The organism is Pseudoalteromonas agarivorans (assembly GCF_024518735.1).
GTDB classification, from domain to species: Bacteria; Pseudomonadota; Gammaproteobacteria; order Enterobacterales; family Alteromonadaceae; genus Pseudoalteromonas; species Pseudoalteromonas atlantica.
On sequence record NZ_JANIGJ010000001.1, the window covers coordinates 695,539 to 719,965 of the forward strand.

The following is a 24,427-nucleotide window of genomic DNA, read 5'->3' on the forward strand; positions in this document are numbered from 1 at the left end:
ACCATAAATGTAAGAAATAATTTATAAATCTTATACTTGGCTATATTTTAAACGCGCTTTATTCAAGCCCGGCCACTAAATAATCAAGTAATACTCTTACGTTAGTGGCAACAAACTGGCGCGGCGGGTAAATTCCCCACACGCCTTCTTGATCTGGCTGATAAGAAGTTAATACTGGCACAAGCTCGCCCGTTCGTAGCTCATTTTCAATGTAATAATTAGGCAGCTGCACTATTCCTAAGCCTTTTTTTGCACCATCAACTAATGCCCAACCACTATTACAGCGCAATCGTCCTGCAATTTTAATGTGTTTATCGCGGCCATTTTCGTTTACTCGCCAATAACTGCTGTTACCAATTAAACATTGATGTTGGTTTAGCTCGCCTAGGGTATGAGGCTCACCTACTCGGGATAAATAATCTGGGGAGGCACACATTATAAAGCGCCTAGCACTTAAACGCCGTGCTCTGTGGCTTGAATCTTTTAAATGCCCTAACCGAATGGCTAAATCAAACCCGCCTTCGAGTAAATTTTCTTGCTCGTTAGAAAGCGTAGCAATAACTTCGACCTCAGGATGAGCGTGCATAAAATTGTGCACAATGGGCATAATAAAAGTTTCACCATACATAACCGGTGCTGTTAATTTAATTTTACCTTTAGGCGTTGTTTGCTGCGTTGCTAAGCTTTGCGTGGCATCGTCCATAGCGTGCTGTAGTTGCTTAGTTTGATGTAAAAAGGCTTCACCTTCTTTGGTTAATACCACTTTGCGGGTGGTACGGGTGAGTAACTGGGTATTTAAACGCTGCTCCAGCGCCGTAACATGGCGACTTATATGGGCAACCGACAACCCCAGTACATTAGCCGCAGCTGTAAAACTACCCTCTTCACCCACTGCTATAAATTCGTCTATGCCATCCCAACGCGCCATTATTACCATACTGTAAAAGTGTTTTAATAAATCAGAGATTATCATTATTTGAGAAACAAATACAATAGAGCCATCACCCAAACAAATTGGGTCTACAATTGTTATTTAAAACCACTACAAAGGATAAACACATGTCTGAATTTATAAAATCAAAAGCAGCTATTGCGTGGGGTCCAAACCAACCATTAAGCGTTGAAGAAGTTGATGTGATGATGCCTAAAAAAGGCGAAGTAATGGTAAAAATTACTGCTACTGGTGTTTGTCACACTGATGCATTTACTTTATCAGGTGAAGATCCTGAAGGTATTTTCCCAGCAATTTTAGGCCACGAAGGCGCAGGCGTTGTGTATGCAGTGGGCGAAGGCGTAACCAGTGTTGAAGTAGGCGATCACGTTATTCCACTTTACACCGCTGAATGTGGCGTATGTAAAATGTGTACTTCAGGCAAAACTAACCTGTGTTCAGCAGTGCGCGAAACACAAGGTAAAGGCCTAATGCCAGATGGCACTACACGCTTTTTTAAAGACGGCCAACCAATTTATCACTACATGGGTACCTCTACTTTTTCTGAGTACACAGTACTTCCAGAAATTTCACTCGCAAAAGTAAACAAAGAGGCGTCGCTTGAAGAAATTTGTTTATTAGGCTGTGGCGTAACCACAGGTATGGGTGCGGTAACAAACACTGCAAACGTAAAACCAGGCGATACCGTGGCTATTTTTGGCTTAGGTGGCATTGGTTTATCGGCTATTATTGGTGCAAAAATGGCAGGCGCGGGTCGCATTATTGGTGTAGATATTAATACCAGCAAATTTGACCTTGCAACAAAACTTGGCGCAACCGATTTAGTAAACCCTAAAGACTTCGACAAGCCAATTCAAGAAGTGATTGTTGATATGACCGATGGCGGTGTTGATTACTCGTTTGAGTGTATTGGTAACGTTGATGTAATGCGCTCAGCACTTGAGTGTTGTCATAAAGGTTGGGGTGAGTCGGTAATTATTGGTGTAGCCGGTGCTGGCCAAGAAATTTCAACCCGTCCTTTCCAACTAGTAACTGGCCGTGTATGGCGTGGTAGCGCATTTGGTGGTGTTAAAGGCCGTTCACAGTTACCTGAAATTGTTGAGCGTTACATGGCAGGCGAATTTGCTCTTAACGACTTTATTACGCATACCATGAGCCTTGAAGAAATTAACGATGCGTTTGATTTAATGCACGAAGGTAAAAGTATTCGTACAGTAATTCACTACTAATACGCTATTGGTAACCGATGTATTAAAAAGCCGTAATACTTAATTGTTTGCGGCTTTTAAGGATTTTTATGTTAGAGAATATCTCAAGTACAAAAGTAGCAGGTGGTTGGCACAAACAATATACCCACACTGCAACAAGTACCCATTGCACAATGCGTTTTGCGGTATTTTTACCCCCTGGCGCAAGCGAAACAAATAAAGTGCCAGTGCTTTATTGGCTATCGGGTTTAACCTGTACAGACGAAAACTTTATGCAAAAAGCCGGCGCATTTAAAAAAGCGGCTGAGCTGGGTATTGCAATTGTAGCGCCTGATACAAGCCCACGTGGTGATAATGTCCCTGATGATGACAGCTACGACTTTGGCCAAGGCGCAGGCTTTTACGTAAACGCAACACAAGCACCGTTCAATACACATTTTAATATGTATGACTATGTAGTTGATGAACTACCTATGCTTATTGAGCAACACTTCCCAGTAACCAGTACTAAAGCAATTAGCGGTCACTCTATGGGCGGGCACGGCGCTTTAATTGTGGCACTTAAAAACCCTAAAGCGTTTGTTAGCGCTTCGGCCTTTAGCCCTATTGTTAATCCAATTGACTGCCCATGGGGCGTGAAAGCATTTACGGGTTACTTAGGTACTGACAAAGAGCTTTGGGCTCAATACGATTCGTGCGAGTTGATGAAAAAAGCGCAGCAAGCTGATTTTCTCCCTATGCTTGTTACACAAGGCGATGCCGATGGGTTTTTAGAGGAGCAACTTAAGCCACAAAATTTAGCGGCTGTTGCTAAAAATAAAGGTTACCCGCTTAGCATTGAAATGCAAGCTGGCTACGATCATAGTTACTTTTTTATAAGCAGCTTTATTGACCAACACTTATCATTTCATAGTCAGTTTTTAACTGCGTAATCTCATTAGTGTGTAGATCAGATTTATCTACTTCTACACACTCTTTCAATACTTTACTCACCTGCCTACACACTTGTACCGTATTGCCCTCATCTTTTACTAAATTGATCAGCAATGAATCTATTTTCAATCCTATATCGGTAAAACTAAACCCGTTTTTGTCTTTCGGTACAGGTTCGAGTGGATTTTTATAAGGATCTGAACGAGCTGGGCTATTACTATATTTATTGGCGCGTGCATTTGACTGTGCCTGCCCATCAATTATAACACCAGCGACTGTGCAGCCACTTAGGTAAATAACACATAAACATAAAGTTAGCGCTCTCATGACTCATCCTGATCAAAAACATTACCTAAATTATAAACATCTTTAAAAATAGTATTGTAAAAATATGTATACCTGTTCTATATACTTAATTTTGCACGGCCTAAGCGTACAATTTAATACAGTGCGTCATCCTTTTATTAATAAAATGGGTTTAAGCCCTAATACTTAAATTCACTTATACACTCTTTTATAAAGCCCACCAGCTGCAAAATAAAAATAACTAAAAACGGTAAAGCGCCAATAATAGCAATGGTTCTGTTTAGTGGCTCATTATTTTGTACCAGTAATATAAAGGCACAAAGCCCAAGCGCGAGTGACCAACCATAAATACTCCATGCTTTTGCCTTTTTGCTATTTGTTAAATCACATATTACTAATATGGCCGAATCGGCTGAGGTAACCACAAAAATAAGTAACAGTAACAAGCTTGACCAAATAAGTACGGCGCCTTGCCAGCCTAACTGCTGAAAAAATATAAATAGCCCTTGAGTATAGTCGGCTTTAATGGCATCTAAAATACCGGCATGGTAGGTTTTATCCCATGCGATAGCTGAGCCCGAAAACACACTAAACCACACAATAGTCACAAGCGTAGGTAGCAAAACTACGCCCAATATATATTGCCACACTGGCCGGCCTTGGCTAATTTTAGCTAAAAACACGCCAACAAAAGGTCCCCACGCTAACCACCAAAAATAATAATTGTAGGTCCAGCCATTTGCCCACTCGGGGTTATTAAGTTGGCTTTGTAATTGCCATGCCCCTGTAAAAATAAGCCGTAGGTAATCCCTTGTGCCCTCAATGGCAATAGCCATTATAGGCTGTATGGGCATTAACAAAAGCAGCCACAATAAAAGTAAAAAAGCCAACCAAACATTAAACTTACTCAGCGTTTGAATACCTTTTTTAAGCCCAAGCTTAGCCGATATTGTATACAGCAATACAATTAAGCTGACTATGATAAAACCAGATACAAGCGCTGACTCTATCCCTAGGTTTATTTCAATTCCCTTGCGTAGCAATAACGTAGAGTTTGCAATTGTCCCAACCACACCAAAAAAATGGCGAGCACGGCCACTAATTTAACAATAAAGGTAAGCCTGTTTTGGTATTTTATATTTATTGCGCCTTTTAATGCACTAATTACCGGTGCGCTAATATCACCACTGCAATGACTGTTTTTTGTTAAGCCACCTAACACAAGCCCAAATACTGCATAAAGAGCCCACGCATGCGCCCCCCAGTTAACCAACGTCAGCGCTAAAGCACTACTTACTTTGTCAGGGTAAAGTGTATGTTTTAAAGGAGAGTTGACTACATTCAACGCAGGCTCCGCAACTCCCCAAAAAATCAAACCCGACCCCATCCCTGCGGCAAAAAGCATAGAAAGCCAGCCAAATAAGCCAAATTCAATACGGGCATTGTCACCGCCTACTTTTCGCCTCCCAAGCGGGCTTATGGCAATAACGATAACTGCAAGTAATAAAAAATTTACTAACAAAAAAAACGGCGCCTCTAAAAAACTTAAGGCGTTATTTATAAGTGGTTGCAAATAATTAGTAAGTAATTGAGGCGCCAAAAATGCAATAGCACAAAGAGTAAGGCAAAGTAATAACGCTGTTTTTTCAAGCTTGGTTGTATGTAAAGGCAAGTGAAATACTGTTTATTAATGTTTAATAATAAAATAATACGCACTTTGCATAATTAATTAAACGCATAGGCAGGGTTTATCTGTAAAAGCGTAAATTAACTATGTAAATGTTACCAATTAATCAATGAATGCCTCTCAAATTTAAATTTAACACATTGATTTTAAGCAATAAAACAAGCTGGCCTGTAGGTTGCTATTAGTTTACACCCTTAACCAATAGAGACCATTATGGAAATTGATTTACAGTGGAACGAAATCATCGATAATTTAGTACACCTTGGCATTGCCTACATACTCGCACTGCCTATGGCTTACGACAGGGAGCGAAGCCACCATGGTGCAGGGTTAAGGACTTTTCCGCTTGTGGCAGTTGCCTCATGTGGCTATGCGGTAATTGCTATGTCAGTGCTAGAAGGTGCAGAAGCGCAATCTAAAATGCTACAAGGGATTATTACCGGCATAGGCTTTATTGGCGGTGGTGCAATTTTAAAAAATAATAAATCTACATCAGGTACCGCAACAGCAGCAAGCATATGGAATATGGGTTTAATTGGTATAGCGGTTGCCTACAGCCGTTACGAAATTGCTATTTTATTAGCTATCATTAATTTTATAACACTGAGGTACATTAAAAAGTTTAAGTAATGCTAAGGTGTACCATTATGTAATTACTAGAAAGAAGATAAATTGTGAGTAACTACTGCAACCTAAATTAATGTAATAAATCAAGGCGCTTAAAAGCGCTCAAGCTCGCATGGCGATACTATATAACATATAATATCGCCAAATTTATACAACGTATTTGAGCTTAATGATGTCGTCTCACTCTACAGCCCCTCGGTTGCATCATATTGATTTATTGCGTGGCATTATCATTATATTTATGGTGATTGACCATGGTATGTATTATTGTCTTAATTACTCAGTAACCGATCCTATGACGGTTCCGGGTACCAGCCCTGTTACTTTTTTCACCCGCTTTATTTCGCACTTTTGCGCCCCTTTATTTGTTTTTTTAGCAGGCCTTTCAGCAGCTGTTATCGAGCATAAATACGCTTCAACTAAGGCATTTTCTTACAATTTAATTGTCCGTGGATTGGTGCTAATCATTTTTGAATTTACCATTGTTTCCTGGTCATGGAGCTTTAACCCCGCTTTTCCAATGTTATACGCACAGGTCATTTGGGCGATAGGCTGGGGATTTGTCATATTAGGCTTATTACGTTTATTAGGCATTTACGGCGTACTAATAAGTGCTTTATTGTTGGTGTTTGGCCATAACCTATTTGATGGCGTAAGCTTTGAGCCAAATACGCTTGCACATACACTTTGGTCTATTGCACATCAAAAAAATGTACTTGAACTACCTTTGGGCATAAAAATGAGAACAACTTACCCAGTTGCGCCCATTGTAGGTTTAATGGCTTTAGCTTACTGCGCGGGGGTATATTATAAAAAACACCAATACAAAGCCCAGGTGATGAATTATGCAGCCATATTAGGTGCAAGCTGCCTTGCTTTATACACTGTGCTGCGCGGTTTTAATTTATACGGCGACACTTCAGTGTTTACTATTCATACCAATACTATTAATACTGTTATGTCGTTTTTAAATCCGACTAAATACCCACTGTCATTACAATTTATGTTGCTAACCGTGGGCCTTGGGCTAATTGCGCTTAAACTTTTAAGCCATGTTAAAGCCGACTTTTCTCGCAACTTTTTACAAGTGCTTGGTAAAACCAGTATGTTCTCATACCTTGCACATTTGTATTTATTGCACGCTGTCGCTTGGTTGCTTATCCCTGTTTTAGGACTTAGTTTTAGCGATATGACATACGGTGACACATTAGTAGGCCTTCCACCGGGGTACGGTATGAGTTATGGCGCAACTTTGTTATTTATAGCTGTGGTTATAGGCTTAACCACTTTACTTGCAAAACGCTATTTAGGCTGGAAGCGCAATAATAAGCACACTCTAATTGCTAAATATATATAACAAAAACCCCACATAATATTGTGGGGTTTTTATTTAAGTGTTTATTACCAATTAAATACTTTATAAAAAGCTTTCACCAGTTTGTTTTAAAGTAACCGTTTGCGCCTGTGCACTTTTAATTAATAGCCCACAACGAATATCATTTTTTGAAATTAATATTTTATCAATCTCGTTGGTATTATAATCAACGACTTTGTTTTCACAGCGAAGTTGTACTTTAGATAACGGTTTACTCGCACTAAGTTCAACCGTACCTTTAGAAAGTAAAGGTAAAACCGCTTTTTCAGACTCAAGCGTTATTTGCTGATTTATAGCGCCAGAATTTTTATAAATGTCATTCACTTGTGCAAGTAATTGCGCTCTATTTTCCTCGCTAAACGTTATTGATTCAATATCGCCTAATGCATCAATTGCATCGTAAGCACGTACGTAGTCTTGTTTTGAAATAAACCATTGTAAGGCATTTTTAATAACGCGTTTTTTTATTTGATCCGGTAAGTTATCTCTAAACAAAAAGGCTTCATAAATAGACTTATCAAAGCTTTTCCAATCTTGCACAAAGTAGCTATGTTGGCTTTTAAGCCAAGCCAGTAAAACTATTTCGACTGTGTTTTTAGTGTGTTCGTTTTCAAGCTCAGTAATATACGTTTTAGCTTCATCGTACTTTTTATCATCAATAAGCTGGCTGGCTTTCTCATAATCCTCAAAAAACGCCGGGGATGCCTGATCGTTCGAAAAACTAGCGTGTACATTTTGCGAGCTTACCGTAATAGTTTTCGCCGTAGGCACGGCACTGCCATTTATCTGTGCACTTTTATAATTAAGCTTAGAAACATAATCGAGAACTTCTCGTTGATATTTTTTTTGACCAAGCGAAGCCACAATTTCGATATCACTCACCTGGCCGTTTTCATCAACCACGTAGCTACTTAAATTAATCCCTTCTAACCTTGATGCACGCGGCGAGGTATTAGTAAGTTGGTCGTAATTTTTATTAATAATTTCAGCAGCTACAAAATCATCTGCTGATACTGATAGGTGAGTAAAGGTTGAAGCGAGAGAAAGTGCTAGTAAAAGTTTTTTCATCGATATATCCATCCTAGATTATGTTTCTATTATAAAAACAAAGGTACTCCATAAATGCAAGTTAATCCATAAAAAACACGTCATTTTTTAATCAACTTTATACCAATCCGCTTTATTAAGTGATCTATTTTAAGGTTGGAAAACGTGTTTGTAGCTAGGAAAAAATTCGCTATTTAATTATTCTAATTGAGAATTTTAACGCAGGTAGTGACATGTTTAGCCACGCAAAATGATTGAGTATAACGGATTGGTATTATTATGGCTTTTATAAAAAACACAGGCATAAAAAAAGGCGCCTTAAACAGCGCCTTTGGATTCAAGTATGTGTGCTTAAAACATATCTTGATAGGAGTTGGTTGTATTAAACGAAATTGCTTTATCAAAACCGGGAAGCTCTATTCCGTCTTCGCCAATTACAATGTCGTTATCGTCAATGGCGCCATCACCAAAACGATATACTAATTCGTACTTTCCAAGGTCAGCTTGCGCTTTATAGGTATTTTGCGCAGCAACAACGGATGTGTTTTTATCAGCGTAATCACTCATCGCTTTTTCACCATGACGCTTAGCAAGCATTTGTAGTGTTACTTTAGCGCTTAGTACAGTAGCAGTGGCGTTATTACCGCCAAAACCTTTTGAGTTTATAAAGGCTATGTCCATGTCGCCACAATCGTAGTGGCTGTTACGTATATCTAAGTGTTCAGCATAAACATCGTCGGCAACTTTATCTATGGTAGTAATACCCGGCATAATATTATGGCTAAATACACCCAGCGCAATAGCGAGCTGATCGCCACTGGCGGGAGCAATTGTATGCCCTACATAAGCTTTTGGCGCCGTCACTTTCCAGCTATCAATGGCAAACGTTTGTGCCACTTTATGATAAATAAGTGACTCTGTTACTCTATTTTGCGGCGTGCTAGAACCATGCGCTAAAATAAAGCTGCGTTTTTGTAGCGCCTCTTTACCTAATAAGCTTGTCGCAAGCGCTGCAGATTTAGCCATCGTAATGTAGTTACCAGGGCCCGGTGAGGTGATTGATTTTTTTATACCATCGGCATTTACAAATACATCAGGCACTGAGCCCATAATATCTGCACCTAGTTCAAGTGCTAACGCATCTTCCATTAAAATGGCCACTTGTGCGCCTTCACCTAATGTAAAACCACAGTTTTCACCGAATGGGCGGCTACTTTTACGGTAATTTGGCTCTTGTTCACTGCTTAAATTATCTAAACGGCGTAGGCCTTCAACATTAGCAAGGGCGCTCATATTACCAAAGCCTTCTACTACTTCAGGCGTAATAGCGCATTCAACACTTGCTACCACCGCAACACGGGTGCGCCCTGCTTGAATATCGTTTACTGCAGCGCGTAAGTTATATAAAAACGTGGCACATGCACCCGAGGTAGAAAACGTAGTACCTACATTACCTGTAACGTAGGCGTTTATAAAATCAGTCGACATCGTGTTTAGGCCAAGTGCTAATTGCTTTGTACTAACACGATCGCCCTGCTGGCGTGCTTTAACTAAACCGCCTAATCCTTTGTCGTCCATTTGGCCAATAACCGAGGCTGAATAAGTACCAATTTTATCTGGCTCTACACTATTCATTATGCGTTGCCAATCAAGACCAGTTGACTTAATAGCATCGTTTGCTGCAAATATAGTGGCTTGCAAACCACGTGGCTGGTAACGGCTGTTATACATTATTGATGGATCAAACCCGGTAGGAAACTGCCCTGCCGATTTAATTGGGTTATCACGGGTAGAATCTAATTTTACATCTAGCTCTGCCGCTATAGTCACTTTTACTTTTTTACCTTCAAGCTCTTGTACTTTCCAACTGGCAGGCACTGGGGTTGGTAAATCGCGTGCGCGCGTTTCAAATACAATTGCGTTTTCATCAGAGGACTTTAACGTCATTTTTTGCTGCCAAGGCGTGGCATCTGCGTCAAAATGTTCTTTTTCAATTTTACGAATAAGTGTGCCAGCAATAATTTGCTCACCAAAGCGTGCTTCTATGTCGCTTTGCTCAACATTATTACCGTTTGTGTCTTGTAATTGACCATCAACAACGCGTACTAAGTTCATTAATGTGGCGAGGCCTAAAAATGTTTCACTACGAGCTTGTGCGTTTAATGCGTCTAACACGATACGGCGGTAACCTTGATGAAAAGAAGTACGCCCAGCGGCGTTAATACCACCCATGCCTACTATTACGGGTAATGCTGTCATAATTAACCTTTAAAACGTGTTATAGGAGAAGCAAACAGTTTAATTGGATTAACCACAGCACTTTGTGCTTTAATAGCCAAATATTCAGCATTAAAGGCCAAAAAGCACTGGTCGGAGCATTCACATGCATAAAAAATCAGTAAACCCAGCGTTAAATATTGCCATAGCAGTGTACCCGCATTTACTTATTACCAGTTTAACACTGCCTATTGAAATGCTAAGAGCCGGTGAGGCTTATGCAAAAGGCCATTTAAGCCACACGGATTTTAGACCGCTTAGTATAAATTTAATTGCTAAAAATAATGAGCCAATACAAAACCGTACTGGGCTTGCCATAGTTCCCGACTGCACCACACATAACGCGCCCTACAACGACTTAATTATTGTGCCTGGGATTTGGCGAAACCCTCGCCCTGTCGTTCGTACTAATAAAGAAGTGGTTGAATGGCTACAAGAAAGCTTTGAAACCGGCAGTCATATAATTGGTGTAGGTACGGGTAATTGCCTAGTTGCAGAAGCGGGCTTACTGGATGGGCACCCTGCAACAACCCACTGGCATTATGCAAAACAATTTAGCAACGACTACCCGTTAGTGCGCTTAAAGCCCGACTTTTTTATAACCCAGTCTGAGCGCATGTATACGGTGGCAAGTTTAAATGCCCTTGCCGATGTAATCGTTCATATCATTAGCCAATACTATGGCAAAGCAGCAGCTCAACATGTAGAGCGTAACTTTTCGCATGAAGTACGTAAACCATACGAAGATCAGCGTTACCTTGAAGGCGCGGTTGACCGCCATCCAGATGAACTCATAGCGCAAATTCAGTTTTGGCTTAAAACTAATTTAGCCAGCGAGTTAAACTTACAAGAAGTAGCCGCCCAATTTAGTTTGAGTTACCGTACATTTACCCGCCGCTTTAAGCTTGCGACTAATCAAAGCCCTATAGAATATTGGCAACAATTACGGGTAGAAGGCGCTAAAGAGCTATTAGCTTCATCTAATTTAACGATTCAAGAAGTAGCACTTGAGGTCGGCTATAACGACCAAGGTCATTTAACCCGCGTATTTAAAAAAGTGCTTAGTCAAACGCCAAGCGAGTACAGAAAAGTAGTACGAAGAAAACTATTTGGCTAATACAAATAATAACGCCACTAAATTAGTGGCGTTAAATCAGTGGCGCTCTGTGTCGTTAAAGTCTTTTCGGTAGTAACGCTTTTGATAATTTTTTACTTTAGTGTGTACGCCTTTGCTTAGGCTTTTAAATTTTGCCTCCAGTACATCTACACCGTATAAAATACCAACCACCAGCACCGAAAGTTTAATGGCAGCACCTAAATTGTCGGTGGCTATCATTACGCCAATTGAGGCAAGCACCCAAATGGTTGCAGCAGAGGTTACCCCTACTACAGCGCCGTCTTTTGCAAGCATAACGCCAGCGCCTAAAAAGCCAATGCCTGTAATTATTTGCCCCACTACACGCGAATGATCAATCACATCGCCTTGTAAGTTAAACGCGGTCGATAAAAACAAATACGTGCCCAGAGTTATTAAAGCTGAGGTACGAATACCCACAGGTTTACCGCGCAATTGCCGTTCTAAGCCAATTATGGCACCGCAAAAAGCGGCGGTACCAATGGCCGCCCACGAATAAGGGGCTACATCAATTAAATCTAAAAAAGTCACTCTTTACTTAAAACCTATTAATTATTAGCAATGGCTACTGCGGTTCTTAAACGTTGGCTACCAAATGCTGACATTTTACTAAAATCACTGCGCGCTATAGGCACGTACTGGCAATCTATTGCGAGCTGTTTGTCACTGCCTGGCTCGCAAAATGGGTCATGAACATACACGCAGTGCTCATCAAGGTGGGTAACGCACACCCAATGAGGTGATTTTTTACCATCAAACCGGTATGTGCTAATTAGTAACAGCACACTAAAGCCTTGGCTTAACCACTGTTCAATATGCTCAAGCTCAACATCTTTATAGCTAAGTGGTATATTTGCCTGTGCAATACCATCAACAAATTGTTGATGTACTGTTGAAAGCACCACTTTTTTGTTTTCATTACGTACGCCATCTAAAAACAAAGGCTCTGTGGTATTTACCATGACCTCGCTTTTAAAGCCGCGTTTATTAGCCGCCAGTGCTAAACCAAACGGATGGCAACCACCGTGGCCCGATGTCATAAAAATGGTGGTGCCTTCGCGCCAAAGTGCCAGCTCATGTGATTGGCTAAGCTCGGTTGTTGGCTTAAGTGCCCCCATTGCCATTAATAACGCCGCAGGCCCACAGGTAAACTCGGTAGTTTGTTGGTACCACGGCGTTAACCGCGCTACTTTTAGCTCACTCGTTTGGCGAATATTTTTTTGCATTCGCAGTGCATCACTGTGATCGTCATAATAATCACTATATTGACCAAACACTCTGTAACCCAAGCTTTTGTAGAGCCCTATCGCACTTTCGTTATTTACCGCCACTTCTAATCGTAAGTAAAGTCGCCCACGCTCGTTGGTTTGTTTTTCAAGCTCAGCTAATAGCATTTTGGCAATGCCTTTACCTTGCATTGTGGGTATTACAGCAAGCGAATATAAACGCGCTAAACGTGTGCCTTTATGGCACCACACCAGCCCATAGCCGCATACTTGCTCGCCGTTATCTGCAACGAGCAAAATACCGTGCTTAGCACTTAGCCAACGCTTTAAACTGCGTGGGCTCAATTTGTCGTTATTAAAGCAAGCGTTTTCAAGGTCTATTAGTGCGGTTAAATCACTGCTAAGTGCTTTTCGAATAACAAGGTTACTCATGTATTAGCCACGGCCTCGCGCTTCTAAACGTTGTTTAAATTCATCCATAATGATCATGTATAGCTCGTCGCCTAAATAGCCATCTTCTACTTTGTGATCAATACTTGGATTGTCATTTACTTCAAGCACATAAGCGCGGCCCTGATGCTCTTTAACATCTACGCCATATAAGCCTTTGCCCACAGTTTTACATGCTTTTAAAGCGGCATCTAAAACAACTTTTGGTAACTCAAAGGTAGGTAGCGTTTCAAAACCACCAGAGAAAAACCGTTTAGCATCATGATTATAAATTTGCCAATGATTACGAGCCATTAAGTAACGACACGCATATATAGCGCGGCCATTTAATACACCTACTCGCCAATCGTATTCTGTGTACATGTATTCTTGTGCAAGTACCAATGCGCTATATTCAAACAGCTCGGTTAGTTTAGCTTCAAGCTCACTGCGGTTTGCAACTTTAAATACCCCTTTAGAAAACGACCCTTCAGGCATTTTTAAAACAAGCGGATAGGTAAAAGCCTCTTCTAATTGCTCAAGCGTTTGCGCTGATTGATCAGCCACTACCACCGTTTTTAAGCTCGGCACTTTTTGATAATTAAACGCATCGTGTAAATACACTTTATTACAACAACGTAAAATAGACTCAGCATCGTCAATTACTACTAAACCTAGGCTTTGTGCTTTGCTTGCAAGGCGATACGTTAGGTGGTCAATTGCTGTAGTTTGGCGAATAAATAACGCATCAAACTGGGCAATGTTGTCTATTTCTTCAAAGCTTAATGCTTGAGCATTAATACCATGCTTAGCCGCTGCTTTTATAAAGCGGGCTATGGCGTCTTTATCACTCGGTGGTACTTTTTCGTTATGATCAACAAGGATTGCCATATCCCATCTAAAACGGCGCTGCACAGTACCAATGCGCCATTGGGTTTGAGTAAACGTATTTAGTTTTGCTACAAAATTGCTGAATTGCTCATCGTTTAAAGTGCTAAGCGAACCTTGCTGTAACAAGCCTTGCTCATCTACATATAAAATAGGCGCTGGGTATTGCTTAAATACCGATTTAGCCGCTTTGCTTTGTAGCTCGTTTAAGGCATTACCAAAGTAAATTTCGCCATCAATAGAGCCAATATTTAACATAGGAGCTTGACCGCTTCGAAGCGCGTTTATTGTTTTAACGCTGGGTAATACTTGGTGTTTACGGGCCTCTGCAAGTAATGAGCAATAGTAACCTTTACTCAAGTATTGGCTTGAGTCGCATAAATTAATAATGCGGGTTTTAGGTTCATTATGTTTTGGGTAATCACGTAAGTAACTATTAAACGTAATTACATTGTCGAACGATTGAGCAAGGGTTTGCTCGTTGTTATCAACCACTATTAAGGTTTTAAACACGACTTTTCCTAGTTAAGTCAGAAATATAAAAAGCATGCCTCATAAAATACTCAGCACTATAAATAGAAACACCCAGCGTACTAAGTGGGCATTGCGCGTATCACTTAATACGATGGGTGCTTTAACAAATACCTACTGTAAGTGTTAGCGCTTAAATTGCTTAAGCGACATCTGCTTTATATGCCCTTTTTAAAAACCACACAAACGAGATATTTTTAGCGTGAAGATAAAAAATATTGATTAACTATATTTTCCTATTAATGCAGATTAAAATACGTAAAACTACTATTTTATGAGCGTTAAAAATGTCACACCCTGCCTGCCCACAGTGCGAATCTGAATATGTTTACGAAGACCAACAACTGCTTATTTGCCCTGAATGCGCCTATGAATGGAACCCAAACAGTACAAACGATGAAGACGCAATTTTAGTTAAAGATGCCAATGGCACTATGCTAAGTGATGGCGATAAAGTAACCGTAGCCAAAGATTTAAAAATTAAAGGCAGCTCACAAGTCATTAAAATTGGCACAAAAGCAGTCGTAAGGCGTGTGCTTGATAAAAAAGATCACGAGCTAGATTGCAAAGTAGATGGCATTGGCGAAATGATGGTAACAGCGAAGTTTGTGAAAAAGGCTAATTCGTAGGTCGGATAAAGGGCGAAGGCATCCTGTATGACTCGCCAAAACGATCGAAATGATTGATTATTATTTAGTTATTGGCGAGCATTCGTTAACAACCGCTAAACCCAGGTCTATATGAGCAACAATATAGCCATATTCCTTCTTTGACAATTTGCCAGTTTTATACAGCTCTTTTGCCGACTTATGGTTCCATGATTCACCACATTTTGACTCTGGAATTTGAAGCTCTAGGGTCAGTAGGTATTCCTTTTCTTTATCTATGGAATACCCTTTTTTAACAGAGCTTTTCGCGCAGAGGCTAAGTGCATATTCAACCGCAAACTTGTCAACGCTTGGTAAGCCAACAAACTCCACATCACACCCTAATACACGTTCGCCAGAAGCCTTCGTGTAATAAAGCTCAACTGTTGTGCAGGCTGATAATAAAAAGAGCATCGCGGATATTGATAAAAATCTATGAATCAAAATACTTCCTTGTTTACCTAATACCCGCTAAAGCGGAATAAAATTGTCAGTAATAATATGAAGCGAAGTGGAACTGAGCCAACCGCTTTAGTTTCATCTGAACGGCATGTTAGCCTTCTAAAGCACTTGATCGCCATGCCCATTGTGAACTTTCATTTAGACCAAAACCTTGTTCAATGTGAAGGTTATTTGCGTAGCGTAAAGTACAGGTTCCCAAAAATATATCGCCGACGTCAAGGTCTTCTGAGAGGTAAATATAATCATCGGAGTTAAATTCATCACAAACAAAGCCAATGATAATTTGAATGTTCATCGCTGCTAGTCGAGAAGCTCTTGACAATAAAGTCAAAACCAGTTTTTTAGTTCTTGGGTCATCAAACTCCCAGGTAAATTCGGGATTATCAATAATGGGAAAAACAGCATGCGCTATATGATTTCTTATGTTCCTTACCAAAGAAAAACCAATTGATTTATGATTGTCTTTTTCAAGATCTATATCAAAATTAACTTTGAATATATCTTTGTATATTTTCGATACTTCAGTTAACCCATCTACTTTGTGGGAATAATACTCTGGCAATTCTCTTGAAACAAAAACCTCGTCTAACAGCCATGCTGATTGCGTTGAGTAACTTCGTTTTCTTTCTATATTTTTACTAGTTTTTTTTAGTTTAAAAAACTGTTGTTCATAAACTTGACTTGATAACCGGTAAGCCTCTTCAAGTGCATTCGAAATAAATAGAAATCTAGTAATCTGGGTTGCTAGAGAAGAATCATGGTTTGCATTTGAATTAAGTTCGTCAGCTACAGGTTCGCAGTAAAAATGTGCTTCCTCATATCTAAAGGTATTCATGTCAACTGATTCAAGTTGACTAGCTAAACGAAGCCATTTGGCAATGCTTTGAGTTTTGGCAACACCACACTCAACGATTTCTTTTTTAACTGACTTAAATACTGCTTTTTCATTGCTAAGTAGCTCACAAAATTTACCAAGCTCATGCAGGTGAAGAGTCAACTCTCTGAAGGAGCCACAAATCTGACAAACTGGTTTCTGTGTTTTCACAACTCTATTCCTTGAAGGCTAACACCTTATTGCTCCCATTTTGATAATTAATAACACACCAAAACGACTGTTAATAATGTTATTAGACAGAATTACCTTTGTCGGATGGCGTTTCGCTTATCCGACCTACATATAAAACCAATGTTTATAAAATTTCTACCACTTCATATTCATGGTTTTTGCCTGCAATGGTTAGGATTACTTCATCATCAAGCTGTTTGCCTAAAAGTTGTTTACCGAGGGGTGCTTCGGGTGTAACAACTTGAATAGTTTGCCCTTTTACTTCAACCGTTAACCCGCCTGCGGCTGGGCCTAAATAAAACCATTTTTGTAGCTCGTTTTCATCTTCTAAACAAACGAGTGAGCTTATAATCACTTTTTTGTGAGTGGGCTCTTTAAAAATGGCTTCAAACTGTTTAATGCTTTTGTAGCAATCGTTTACACGCTCGGCTTGGCCTTGTGCTAAATAAGCGGCCTCGAGTCCTAGGGTATCGTACTGCGTTTCTGCAACACTTTCTTCGTGAGTGGCGGCGTCGTGCGCGGCTTTTGCTGCTTGTTTTGCACTGTTTAATTGTGCTTCGAGTGCAAATTTAAGGTGTTCTGTTACGTGGGATTTATTCATGAAAGGCGCTAATAACCAATACGGTAAACTATGTGATTAATTTTACCGTTATAAGGCGCTTAAAACCATTATTTTAAACGCCTGTGTTTTAATGCAGATTTTTATAAGCATTTATTGCTAGGGCATATCGAGCAACGCTTGCGTTTCTGCATCTTGTTTTTCTTCGTAATTTTTAGCACTTAACCCTAAAAGCTCGGGTAACGTGGCGGCAATACAAATAGATGAGAACGTGCCTACTACAATGCCGGTAAATAGCGCGATGGCAAAGCCTTGTAATGGCGCACCCGCGAGGAGCCAAACACTTGCAACTGTAGCAAGTGTGGTACCCGATGTAATAAGCGTACGCGTTAAGGTACTTTTTATGGCGTTGTTAATAATACTTGCGGGGCTAAGCGCATTATTAGATTTAACACGTAAAAGCTCGCGTACTCTATCGCCTACTATTATAGAGTCGTTAAGTGAGTAACCTATAATGGCCAGCAAACTGGCAAGTACCGATAAATTAAACTCGATACTTAATAGCGAAAATAGCCCCAGTACCAGTAATAAATCATGCACTAGCGCAACCACAGAGCCTACGGCTAAACGCCATTCAAACCGCACCGCTAAATAAAGCATTACTGCAACCATAGCTGAAAATAGCGCTAAACAACCTTGCTCAAACAGTTCATCCCCCACTTGCGAGCCAATATACGCTGATGATAAAACCTCGGCGTTAATATCTGCATTTTGTGTAATGGCGCTTTGCCAATCACTACTATTTGCTGTTGAACCGCTGGGCGCTTCGCGTAGTTGAAAGTGATTATTCCCTTGTGCGGTTAGTTCAAACTCGCCATTGTGATTTTTAGTAATAAATTGCTCAAGTTGTTTTAGCTCAACACCTTGGCTGGTGGTAAATTCTGTTAGGTAACCACCGGTAAAGTCGAGCCCAAAATTAAGCCCTTTTTGACTAAGCGTAAATACCGATAGCAGTACAAGTATGGCGCTCAAAAGCATGCCCGAAAAACGCAGACGTGTACCCGCCTCGCCCTTTAAAAAAGTGTTAAGCATGTGCATTTACTCCTGCTTTTTTAGCCATTTTTAAATATATCGTTTGGCTTAGTACTTTTGATACGTACACGCCAGTAAATACCGAGGTTATTAAGCCAAGTGCCAATGTTATAGCAAAGCCTTTAACTGGGCCGTAACCTATTCCATATAAAATAAGCGCGGTGATCATGGTGGTTATATTGGCATCAAATATGGTGTTAGCGGCTTGCTTGTAACCTTCTTGAATAGCTTGATAAGCAGAGCGGCCTTTTCTACGCTCTTCTTTTATTCGCTCAAATATAATAACGTTGGTATCTACCGCCATACCAATGGTGAGTACCAGCCCGGCAATACCCGGAAGTGTTAACACAACCCCTGGTAATAACGACATTAGCCCCACAAGCGACGTTAAATTTAATAACAGCGCTACGTTTGCAATAAGCCCTAAGCGGCGATACCACATTGCCATAAAGGCAAGTGTAATACTCATTCCCAGCATCAATGCGGCCAAGCCGTTAGTTATATTTTCTTGACCTAGGCTTGGGCCAATTGTTTGCTCGTGCAGAATAGTAACCGGTGCAGTTAGCGAGCCTGCGCGTAATAATAGTGCTAGGTCGGCCGCTGCTTGTTGGCTTTTCATATTAGTAATACTAAAACGTGAACTTAAATGCTGCGCAATATTCGCCACATTTATTACTTCGCTTTTTTTAACGGTTTCACCTTTAGCGTTTTGAGAGTACTCAGAGTAAACCGTGGCCATAGGCTTACCAATATTCGCTTTTGAAAACGCTGACATGGCATCGCCGCCTTGCCCATCAAGGCTAAGTTGCACAAGGGGTTTACCCCAGTCATCGCGCCCTATTGTGGCATTATTAATATGCTCACCGGTAAAAATTGGCACTGGGTCAAGTTTGATGGTCCCGCCTGATTGCATATCAAATGTTTGCCCACCGATTTCTTTTAACTGATAAAACCCAAGTGATGCAGTTGCACCTATGATGCGCTTTGCCTCTGTTGGGTCTTGCACGCCTGGCAGCTCTATGCGTATACGGTTTTTACCTTGGCGCTGAGTGACGGCTTCGGTAATGCCTAATTCTTCTATACGTGAGCGAAGCGTTGTAAGCGTTTGGCTCATTACTTCTTTATCAAAGTTGCTTCGCCCTTGCTCTGAATAGGTGAATTTTGCATTTTTAACATCTCCAATACTGGTTGTTGAAACTGCTAAATTAGCAAATCGACTTTGTAGCTCATTGATTACCGGGGTAAGCTTTTTCGCTCCATTTGGGTGTGCATTTATTTCAAAGCCGTGCCCTGTTTGCAGCACTTTAAGGCCGTGCGCTTTTTGCTTAATAATAATTGATTTTGCTTGTTGATACGCACTGACTAATTGCTCATCAATTGCTTTATCTAAATCTACGTCGAGTACAAATAACACACCGCCGTTTAAATCTAGTCCCAATTTGATTGGCGATAAACCAAACTCTTGCAGCCAAAGTGGGCTCGTTGCATGCTCTACAATTTTAACTTGCGTGTTTGGGTACTGCGCCTTTATAGCCGCTTGCGCTTGTGCGCTTTTAGTTGGCTCGTTTAACAAAATATTTATAGATGTTTGATTATTTAGCCCTTGCTCAACTTTTAAGCCTTGGTTATTTAAAAAAGTAACTAATGTATTAGTACTTGGCACAACTTGTGTTTCGCTATGAGGTGCATTGCTTACATGTAACCACGATTTATTTGGGTATAAGTTGGATAATGCGCTAATGGCTAATAAAACCAGCACAATAAGCATGGCTATATAGCTTAATTTAAATTTAGCCATAAACGGCTTGTGATCTTTTTTTACACTTAACATGGTGTTTCCTTATTACCAGAACCGGTAACGTACTTTTCTAAAAGCACAATTAATCTAAAGGCTTAAACGTAAAAACCTAGTAAAAATTAAATAAGAAAATTAAGCGTGGTAGGTACTTACGGCGGTATAGAGTAAATTAGCGTCTTTCCAGCCGCTGAGTCGCGACTTTTTGCTATGCGTTACAAGTGTATACCATGGCTGTTGGGCAATAAACGCGTTGGGGCTTAGGTATATTTCTCTAAAAAGGGTGTGTGCAAAAAACTCAAATACAACGTCGTATTCAGGCTCACTTTGCACGACATGTAAAAATAACGAAGAATTACTGGCCGTTAACCTAGGTTGATGAGCGTCAAACCCTGTTTGATGAGTTTTTTTGTGCTCACTCCCCTTTACCGATTTTGATATAGGCAGCGTTTTAGCTAACTCAACGCTATCAGCAAACACACTCAATGAGGTGGTTGCAGTGTTTAATTTATGTGTCGCGCACTGCGCACTACTTTGAACACTAAAAAGCGCACAAAACAGTAAAAAAGCAGATATAAACACACGAATGTTAAACATGGTTGCGTCAAACTAAAATAGGGGATGCGTAATATATATGGGCAAGTATTTAAAATACAATGCATTACAGAAATTATCTTGTAAGATAACTACAACACAAAACTTACCTCGTACTTGCTAATTTAGAGTTATTGAGACTCCCCCTACTGAGCTATTGATACTTTTGATTAGCAAAGCCAAAACTATATATGTCTGTGCAATTTTTTGTTCCTTTTTTTGAATATAGACTTCTTTAAATGCACTTTCTAAGCCGGACGTACCAAAGAGGCACCTATAAATCTATTGAAGCAAAAATAAAGGTAGAAATTATAGAACAGCAAAAACCAGCACTTTAGTGCTGCATTTGTGTATTAAAAAGGCATTAATTAACTATGTACATTTTAAAATCAAACTATACCGCGAGGTATTTAAATAAATTTAAAAGGATAGTTATTAAATGTAGGTACAGTTTTCAAATTTGTGGTGATTGTTATTTTAAAAATATAGTAACGGTGTGTTTTTTATCATTGCACAAATAATAATAAATTATGTACAATAGCTGAATATAACAAAATATTTATTTGTTTCGTTATTTTTGTTATGGATAACTAATAATGTGTGCAGGAAGTCATTATGAAAAATAATTTACTAAAGCGTATCTACTCAAGACTTTACACTAAAATTTTTAAGATAAAGTATAGCGTCTTTAACAATAAAGATTTATGCAGCCTCATTACCAAAAATGACATCATATCTTTTGATATATTTGATACTGCTATCCTAAGGAAAGTATACTCACCGTCTGATATATTTTACCTAACTGAAAAAGTCTATACTGAAAAGCATGGCGCACTGAGTTTTAATTTCAAAGATGTTAGAACTAAAGCAGAGCAGCAAGCGGCAAAACTAATATCTAAACAAAACTACACAGAATCGATTTGCTTAGATGAAATTTATGATTATATACATGAATCACTAAACATTAGTAAACGCGAATTAAACATTCTTAAATCAATAGAAATGCAAACAGAATTAGAGTTCTGCACCCGAAATGAATATATTTTTTCATATTATCAGCAATGTATTGCGCAAAATAAAAAGGTTATATTCACCTCTGACATGTACCTACCTAAAGATATTATAAAAAGAATATTATTAAATAATGGCTATGAAAAATATGAAAATATATACTTATCTGGAGAAATAAGAAAATCAAAATATAAAGGCGGGTTATATAAGTACATATTAAAAGAATTAAAATGCAAATCAAAAAAAATATTACATATAGGTGCCAACTTCAAAGAAGATATAATTAATGCACAACATTATAATATAAATATTTTTTATTATAAAAAAGTAAGTGATTACGCATTAAAAAACACCCATTTTAAAAGATTGAGAGAACTTTATAATAAAAACTTATCTATTGAAGAGTCATTATATTTTGCAACAATAACGAATAAAGCATACTCAAAAAGGAATACTAAAAAAGCAGATTTTTGGTACGACTTTGGCTATATATATTGCGGGATAATTTACTTTGGTTTTATACGCTGGCTAACAGCTCAGCTAGCCAACAATGAACCAGATAAAGTTCTATTTTTGGCGCGCGATGGTTATATAATGCATCAAACATATAAGCTTTTAAATAGCGACAGTAGCGCCCCTCTAAGCGAATACATGTACGCATCAAGAAGAGCTATAAACATCCCCACTATCCGAAATAAGATAGATGAAAGCTCGATTAAAATTCTCTGTCATACTTTCCCAAATTTAAGTGTTAAAAACTATCTTGAAAGGGTTGATTTATGTGCCTCTAATTACACAAAAGAAATTCATCAAGTTGGTTTTAATGATAAAGATCAAATTATTTTAAACAATGACGATAAACAAAAACTTGCTTTATTATTTAATTTGCTTGTTGCAGATGTTACTAAAGTTTCAGTAATAGAAAGGCGTTATTTAATTAAATACTTAGAGCAAATTAAATTCATTGGGGCTAAAAAAGTAGCGATTGTTGATATTGGTTGGCAAGGAACTATTCAAAATTCACTTTCTGAGCTAATGAATATTGCAAATGAAAAAGTCGAAATCGATGGTTACTATATTGGCACTTTTCAAACGGCTGCCAAGTTTATTGACAAAGGCATGAATATGTCAGGTTATATGTGTAATTTGTCGACCCCAAAAAATAATTTTAATATTTTGGCGGAAAGCGTTCATATGTTTGAGTTTATTTTTTCCGCACCTCATGGCTCTGTCATTAAGTTTCGTGAAGAAGGAGATAAAATAGTGCCGGTTTGTGAGCCTAATAAGTCTTCTGATCAAAAAATTATAATCATCAATAACTTTCAAAAAGGTGCACTTGATTTTATTTCAGACTTTAAGGAGGTTGAAAAAGCCTTTAAAGAAATTCACATTAACCCTGAATTTGCTATCAAGCCTATCTCTCGGCTATTAAATAATCCTACCTATAATGAGTCAATACATTTTGGTGATTTAAAGCACTCTGAATATGTTGGTGATAACAGTTATGAAAACTGTTTTGCAAAGGCATCATCACCATGGAAGATGTACTTTAACCCATTAAAATTTCGTAGAAAGTACTCCTCTTCATTATGGAAAGCAGGTTTTAGAAAACGCTACCTTAGATATGTATTACCTGACAGCTTATACTGCTTTTTAAAACATAGGTAAATGCACGGCTACACGCCTACTGAATGTTGTATTAGCTCTTTTATAGGTATCTATTACACCAGCAAGATGATTAATTAACGCCATTTACTGGCGATACTGCGGCTTTACCTTTAGAATACGGCCTTGCAATTTTATTCAATAATTTACTTATATTAAGGCGAAACGCAGATGGGAAGAGCTTACCAAAACAAAAAAGATTCAATGGCTAAAACTGCGGGTGCTAAAACTAAAGTTTATTCTAAGTACGGTAAAGAAATTTACATATGCGCTAAAAATGGTGGCGTAGATCCAGATGGTAACCTTGCGCTGCGCCGTTTAATCGAGCGCGCTAAAAAAGACCAGGTACCCGCACACGTTATTGAGCGCGCAATAGACAAAGCCAAAGGCGGTGGCGGTGAAGATTACGCAGCCACACGTTATGAGGGTTACGGCCCTGGTAACTGTATGATTATTGTTGACTGTTTAACCGACAACAACAAACGTACGTTTGCTGATGTACGTATTTGTTTTACCAAAGCAAACGCTAAAATAGGCGCACAAAATTCGGTATCACATTTATTTGATCACCTCGCTATTTTTGTTTTTGATGGCGATGACGATGAAGCAGTACTAGAAGCCCTTATGATGGCCGATGTTGATGTAACAGATGTAGAAGTAGAAAACGGTAAAGTGACGGTTTTTGCACCACATACAGAATACAACAACACCCGTACAGCGCTTGAAGAAATGGGTATTACAGATTTTGACGTAGATTTAATTTCGTTTGTACCACAAGTTGAAGCCCCTATTGAAGGTGAAGACGTAGAAGTAATGGAGCGCTTTTTAGCCATGCTTGAAGATTGTGACGACGTGCAAAACGTTTACCATAACGCGCAATTTTAAACTTTACTAAACGTATTTACTTTAAGCCAA

General features: G+C 39.2%; 21 protein-coding genes and 1 pseudogene. 8 read left to right on the forward strand and 14 right to left on the reverse strand.

All coding sequences use genetic code 11. From position 1 onward, the window contains the following. Positions 1-58: 58 nt before the first annotated feature. Positions 59-928 (reverse strand): LysR family transcriptional regulator, encoded by an 870-nt coding sequence (locus NQT65_RS03085; RefSeq protein ID WP_029774426.1) that lies wholly within the window; start codon positions 926-928, stop codon positions 59-61. 131 nt (positions 929-1,059) lie between these two features. Here NQT65_RS03085 and NQT65_RS03090 point away from each other — a divergent pair, with 131 nt between their 5' ends. Then, complete coding sequence (locus tag NQT65_RS03090; RefSeq protein ID WP_004587830.1) at positions 1,060-2,181, forward strand: S-(hydroxymethyl)glutathione dehydrogenase/class III alcohol dehydrogenase; 1,122 nt, start codon at positions 1,060-1,062, stop codon at positions 2,179-2,181. Between the two features lie 68 nt (positions 2,182-2,249). Then, positions 2,250-3,092: an S-formylglutathione hydrolase gene (gene fghA / locus NQT65_RS03095; RefSeq protein ID WP_256850479.1), complete on the forward strand. Its 843-nt coding sequence runs from the start codon at positions 2,250-2,252 to the stop codon at positions 3,090-3,092. Here the strand turns inward: fghA and NQT65_RS03100 are convergent. Continuing rightward, positions 3,046-3,420: a hypothetical protein gene (locus NQT65_RS03100; RefSeq protein ID WP_138685134.1), complete on the reverse strand. Its 375-nt coding sequence runs from the start codon at positions 3,418-3,420 to the stop codon at positions 3,046-3,048. The genes fghA and NQT65_RS03100 overlap by 47 nt on opposite strands. Positions 3,421-3,578: 158 nt before the next feature. Beyond that, positions 3,579-5,071, reverse strand: a pseudogene (locus NQT65_RS20245) (BCCT family transporter). Positions 5,072-5,299: 228 nt separating this feature from the next. Between NQT65_RS20245 and NQT65_RS03115 the strand changes: the two are divergent. Beyond that, positions 5,300-5,716: an MgtC/SapB family protein gene (locus NQT65_RS03115; RefSeq protein WP_004587826.1), complete on the forward strand. Its 417-nt coding sequence runs from the start codon at positions 5,300-5,302 to the stop codon at positions 5,714-5,716. 169 nt (positions 5,717-5,885) lie between these two features. Continuing rightward, positions 5,886-7,070 carry an acetyltransferase domain-containing protein gene (locus NQT65_RS03120; protein WP_256850591.1) on the forward strand — a complete coding sequence of 395 codons (1,185 nt, stop codon included), beginning with the start codon at positions 5,886-5,888 and terminating at the stop codon, positions 7,068-7,070. A 60-nt stretch (positions 7,071-7,130) separates the two neighbouring features. On the opposite strand, the gene NQT65_RS03125 is transcribed toward NQT65_RS03120, so the two are convergent. Then, complete coding sequence (locus NQT65_RS03125) at positions 7,131-8,156, reverse strand: energy transducer TonB (protein WP_256850481.1); 1,026 nt, start codon at positions 8,154-8,156, stop codon at positions 7,131-7,133. A gap of 330 nt (positions 8,157-8,486) precedes the next feature. Further along, positions 8,487-10,394 (reverse strand): beta-ketoacyl synthase, encoded by a 1,908-nt coding sequence (locus NQT65_RS03130; RefSeq protein ID WP_256850482.1) that lies wholly within the window; start codon positions 10,392-10,394, stop codon positions 8,487-8,489. A 124-nt stretch (positions 10,395-10,518) separates the two neighbouring features. On the opposite strand from NQT65_RS03130, the gene NQT65_RS03135 reads away from it, so the two are divergent. Then, positions 10,519-11,529 carry a GlxA family transcriptional regulator gene (locus NQT65_RS03135; RefSeq protein WP_008131596.1) on the forward strand — a complete coding sequence of 337 codons (1,011 nt, stop codon included), beginning with the start codon at positions 10,519-10,521 and terminating at the stop codon, positions 11,527-11,529. A 36-nt stretch (positions 11,530-11,565) separates the two neighbouring features. On the opposite strand, the gene NQT65_RS03140 is transcribed toward NQT65_RS03135, so the two are convergent. From NQT65_RS03140 to NQT65_RS03150, 3 genes are read right to left on the reverse strand one after another with little or no spacing between them, the layout of a single operon-like run. Next, the gene (locus NQT65_RS03140; RefSeq protein ID WP_024034059.1) at positions 11,566-12,078 is read right to left on the reverse strand and encodes an MgtC/SapB family protein; all 513 of its coding nucleotides are present in this window, start codon (positions 12,076-12,078) and stop codon (positions 11,566-11,568) included. 17 nt (positions 12,079-12,095) lie between these two features. Beyond that, positions 12,096-13,205: a GNAT family N-acetyltransferase/peptidase C39 family protein gene (locus NQT65_RS03145; RefSeq protein WP_256850483.1), complete on the reverse strand. Its 1,110-nt coding sequence runs from the start codon at positions 13,203-13,205 to the stop codon at positions 12,096-12,098. Positions 13,206-13,208: 3 nt separating this feature from the next. Then, positions 13,209-14,603: a RimK family ATP-grasp domain-containing protein gene (locus tag NQT65_RS03150; protein ID WP_256850484.1), complete on the reverse strand. Its 1,395-nt coding sequence runs from the start codon at positions 14,601-14,603 to the stop codon at positions 13,209-13,211. Positions 14,604-14,908: 305 nt separating this feature from the next. On the opposite strand from NQT65_RS03150, the gene NQT65_RS03155 reads away from it, so the two are divergent. After that, positions 14,909-15,250: a zinc ribbon domain-containing protein YjdM gene (locus tag NQT65_RS03155; RefSeq protein WP_126006791.1), complete on the forward strand. Its 342-nt coding sequence runs from the start codon at positions 14,909-14,911 to the stop codon at positions 15,248-15,250. 60 nt (positions 15,251-15,310) lie between these two features. Here NQT65_RS03155 and NQT65_RS03160 read toward each other — a convergent pair whose 3' ends face one another. The 6 genes from NQT65_RS03160 to NQT65_RS03185 all read right to left on the reverse strand — a co-directional run bounded on the left by NQT65_RS03160 (position 15,311) and on the right by NQT65_RS03185 (position 20,839). Then, positions 15,311-15,712: a hypothetical protein gene (locus tag NQT65_RS03160; protein WP_420875619.1), complete on the reverse strand. Its 402-nt coding sequence runs from the start codon at positions 15,710-15,712 to the stop codon at positions 15,311-15,313. A gap of 109 nt (positions 15,713-15,821) precedes the next feature. Next, positions 15,822-16,775: a hypothetical protein gene (locus NQT65_RS03165; protein WP_256850485.1), complete on the reverse strand. Its 954-nt coding sequence runs from the start codon at positions 16,773-16,775 to the stop codon at positions 15,822-15,824. A gap of 145 nt (positions 16,776-16,920) precedes the next feature. Beyond that, positions 16,921-17,397 carry a GreA/GreB family elongation factor gene (locus NQT65_RS03170; RefSeq protein WP_126006789.1) on the reverse strand — a complete coding sequence of 159 codons (477 nt, stop codon included), beginning with the start codon at positions 17,395-17,397 and terminating at the stop codon, positions 16,921-16,923. A gap of 117 nt (positions 17,398-17,514) precedes the next feature. Then, positions 17,515-18,447: a protein translocase subunit SecF gene (secF, locus tag NQT65_RS03175; protein ID WP_256850486.1), complete on the reverse strand. Its 933-nt coding sequence runs from the start codon at positions 18,445-18,447 to the stop codon at positions 17,515-17,517. Then, positions 18,440-20,278, reverse strand: a complete 1,839-nt coding sequence (secD, locus tag NQT65_RS03180; RefSeq protein WP_256850487.1) for a protein translocase subunit SecD — start codon at positions 20,276-20,278, stop codon at positions 18,440-18,442. Before secD ends, secF begins: the two co-directional genes overlap by 8 nt. A 99-nt stretch (positions 20,279-20,377) precedes the next feature. After that, positions 20,378-20,839 carry a hypothetical protein gene (locus tag NQT65_RS03185; RefSeq protein WP_256850488.1) on the reverse strand — a complete coding sequence of 154 codons (462 nt, stop codon included), beginning with the start codon at positions 20,837-20,839 and terminating at the stop codon, positions 20,378-20,380. Between the two features lie 612 nt (positions 20,840-21,451). On the opposite strand from NQT65_RS03185, the gene NQT65_RS03190 reads away from it, so the two are divergent. Beyond that, complete coding sequence (locus tag NQT65_RS03190) at positions 21,452-23,515, forward strand: HAD family hydrolase (protein ID WP_256850489.1); 2,064 nt, start codon at positions 21,452-21,454, stop codon at positions 23,513-23,515. Positions 23,516-23,683: 168 nt separating this feature from the next. Continuing rightward, positions 23,684-24,397 carry a YebC/PmpR family DNA-binding transcriptional regulator gene (locus NQT65_RS03195; protein WP_004587809.1) on the forward strand — a complete coding sequence of 238 codons (714 nt, stop codon included), beginning with the start codon at positions 23,684-23,686 and terminating at the stop codon, positions 24,395-24,397. Positions 24,398-24,427 lie beyond the last annotated feature (30 nt).

Bases quoted from the DNA above. Each gene is read 5' to 3' on its own strand.
- NQT65_RS03085 (WP_029774426.1), bottom strand. From the start codon at position 928: ATGGCGCGTTGGGATGGCATAGACGAATTTATAGCAGTGGGTGAAGAG.
- NQT65_RS03090 (WP_004587830.1), top strand. From the start codon at position 1,060: ATGTCTGAATTTATAAAATCAAAAGCAGCTATTGCGTGGGGTCCAAAC.
- fghA (WP_256850479.1), top strand. From the start codon at position 2,250: ATGTTAGAGAATATCTCAAGTACAAAAGTAGCAGGTGGTTGGCACAAA.
- NQT65_RS03100 (WP_138685134.1), bottom strand. From the start codon at position 3,420: ATGAGAGCGCTAACTTTATGTTTATGTGTTATTTACCTAAGTGGCTGC.
- NQT65_RS03115 (WP_004587826.1), top strand. From the start codon at position 5,300: ATGGAAATTGATTTACAGTGGAACGAAATCATCGATAATTTAGTACAC.
- NQT65_RS03120 (WP_256850591.1), top strand. From the start codon at position 5,886: ATGTCGTCTCACTCTACAGCCCCTCGGTTGCATCATATTGATTTATTG.
- NQT65_RS03125 (WP_256850481.1), bottom strand. From the start codon at position 8,156: ATGAAAAAACTTTTACTAGCACTTTCTCTCGCTTCAACCTTTACTCAC.
- NQT65_RS03130 (WP_256850482.1), bottom strand. From the start codon at position 10,394: ATGACAGCATTACCCGTAATAGTAGGCATGGGTGGTATTAACGCCGCT.
- NQT65_RS03135 (WP_008131596.1), top strand. From the start codon at position 10,519: ATGCATAAAAAATCAGTAAACCCAGCGTTAAATATTGCCATAGCAGTG.
- NQT65_RS03145 (WP_256850483.1), bottom strand. From the start codon at position 13,205: ATGAGTAACCTTGTTATTCGAAAAGCACTTAGCAGTGATTTAACCGCA.
- NQT65_RS03155 (WP_126006791.1), top strand. From the start codon at position 14,909: ATGTCACACCCTGCCTGCCCACAGTGCGAATCTGAATATGTTTACGAA.
- NQT65_RS03170 (WP_126006789.1), bottom strand. From the start codon at position 17,397: ATGAATAAATCCCACGTAACAGAACACCTTAAATTTGCACTCGAAGCA.
- secF (WP_256850486.1), bottom strand. From the start codon at position 18,447: ATGCTTAACACTTTTTTAAAGGGCGAGGCGGGTACACGTCTGCGTTTT.
- secD (WP_256850487.1), bottom strand. From the start codon at position 20,278: ATGTTAAGTGTAAAAAAAGATCACAAGCCGTTTATGGCTAAATTTAAA.
- NQT65_RS03185 (WP_256850488.1), bottom strand. From the start codon at position 20,839: ATGTTTAACATTCGTGTGTTTATATCTGCTTTTTTACTGTTTTGTGCG.
- NQT65_RS03190 (WP_256850489.1), top strand. From the start codon at position 21,452: ATGAAAAATAATTTACTAAAGCGTATCTACTCAAGACTTTACACTAAA.
- NQT65_RS03195 (WP_004587809.1), top strand. From the start codon at position 23,684: ATGGGAAGAGCTTACCAAAACAAAAAAGATTCAATGGCTAAAACTGCG.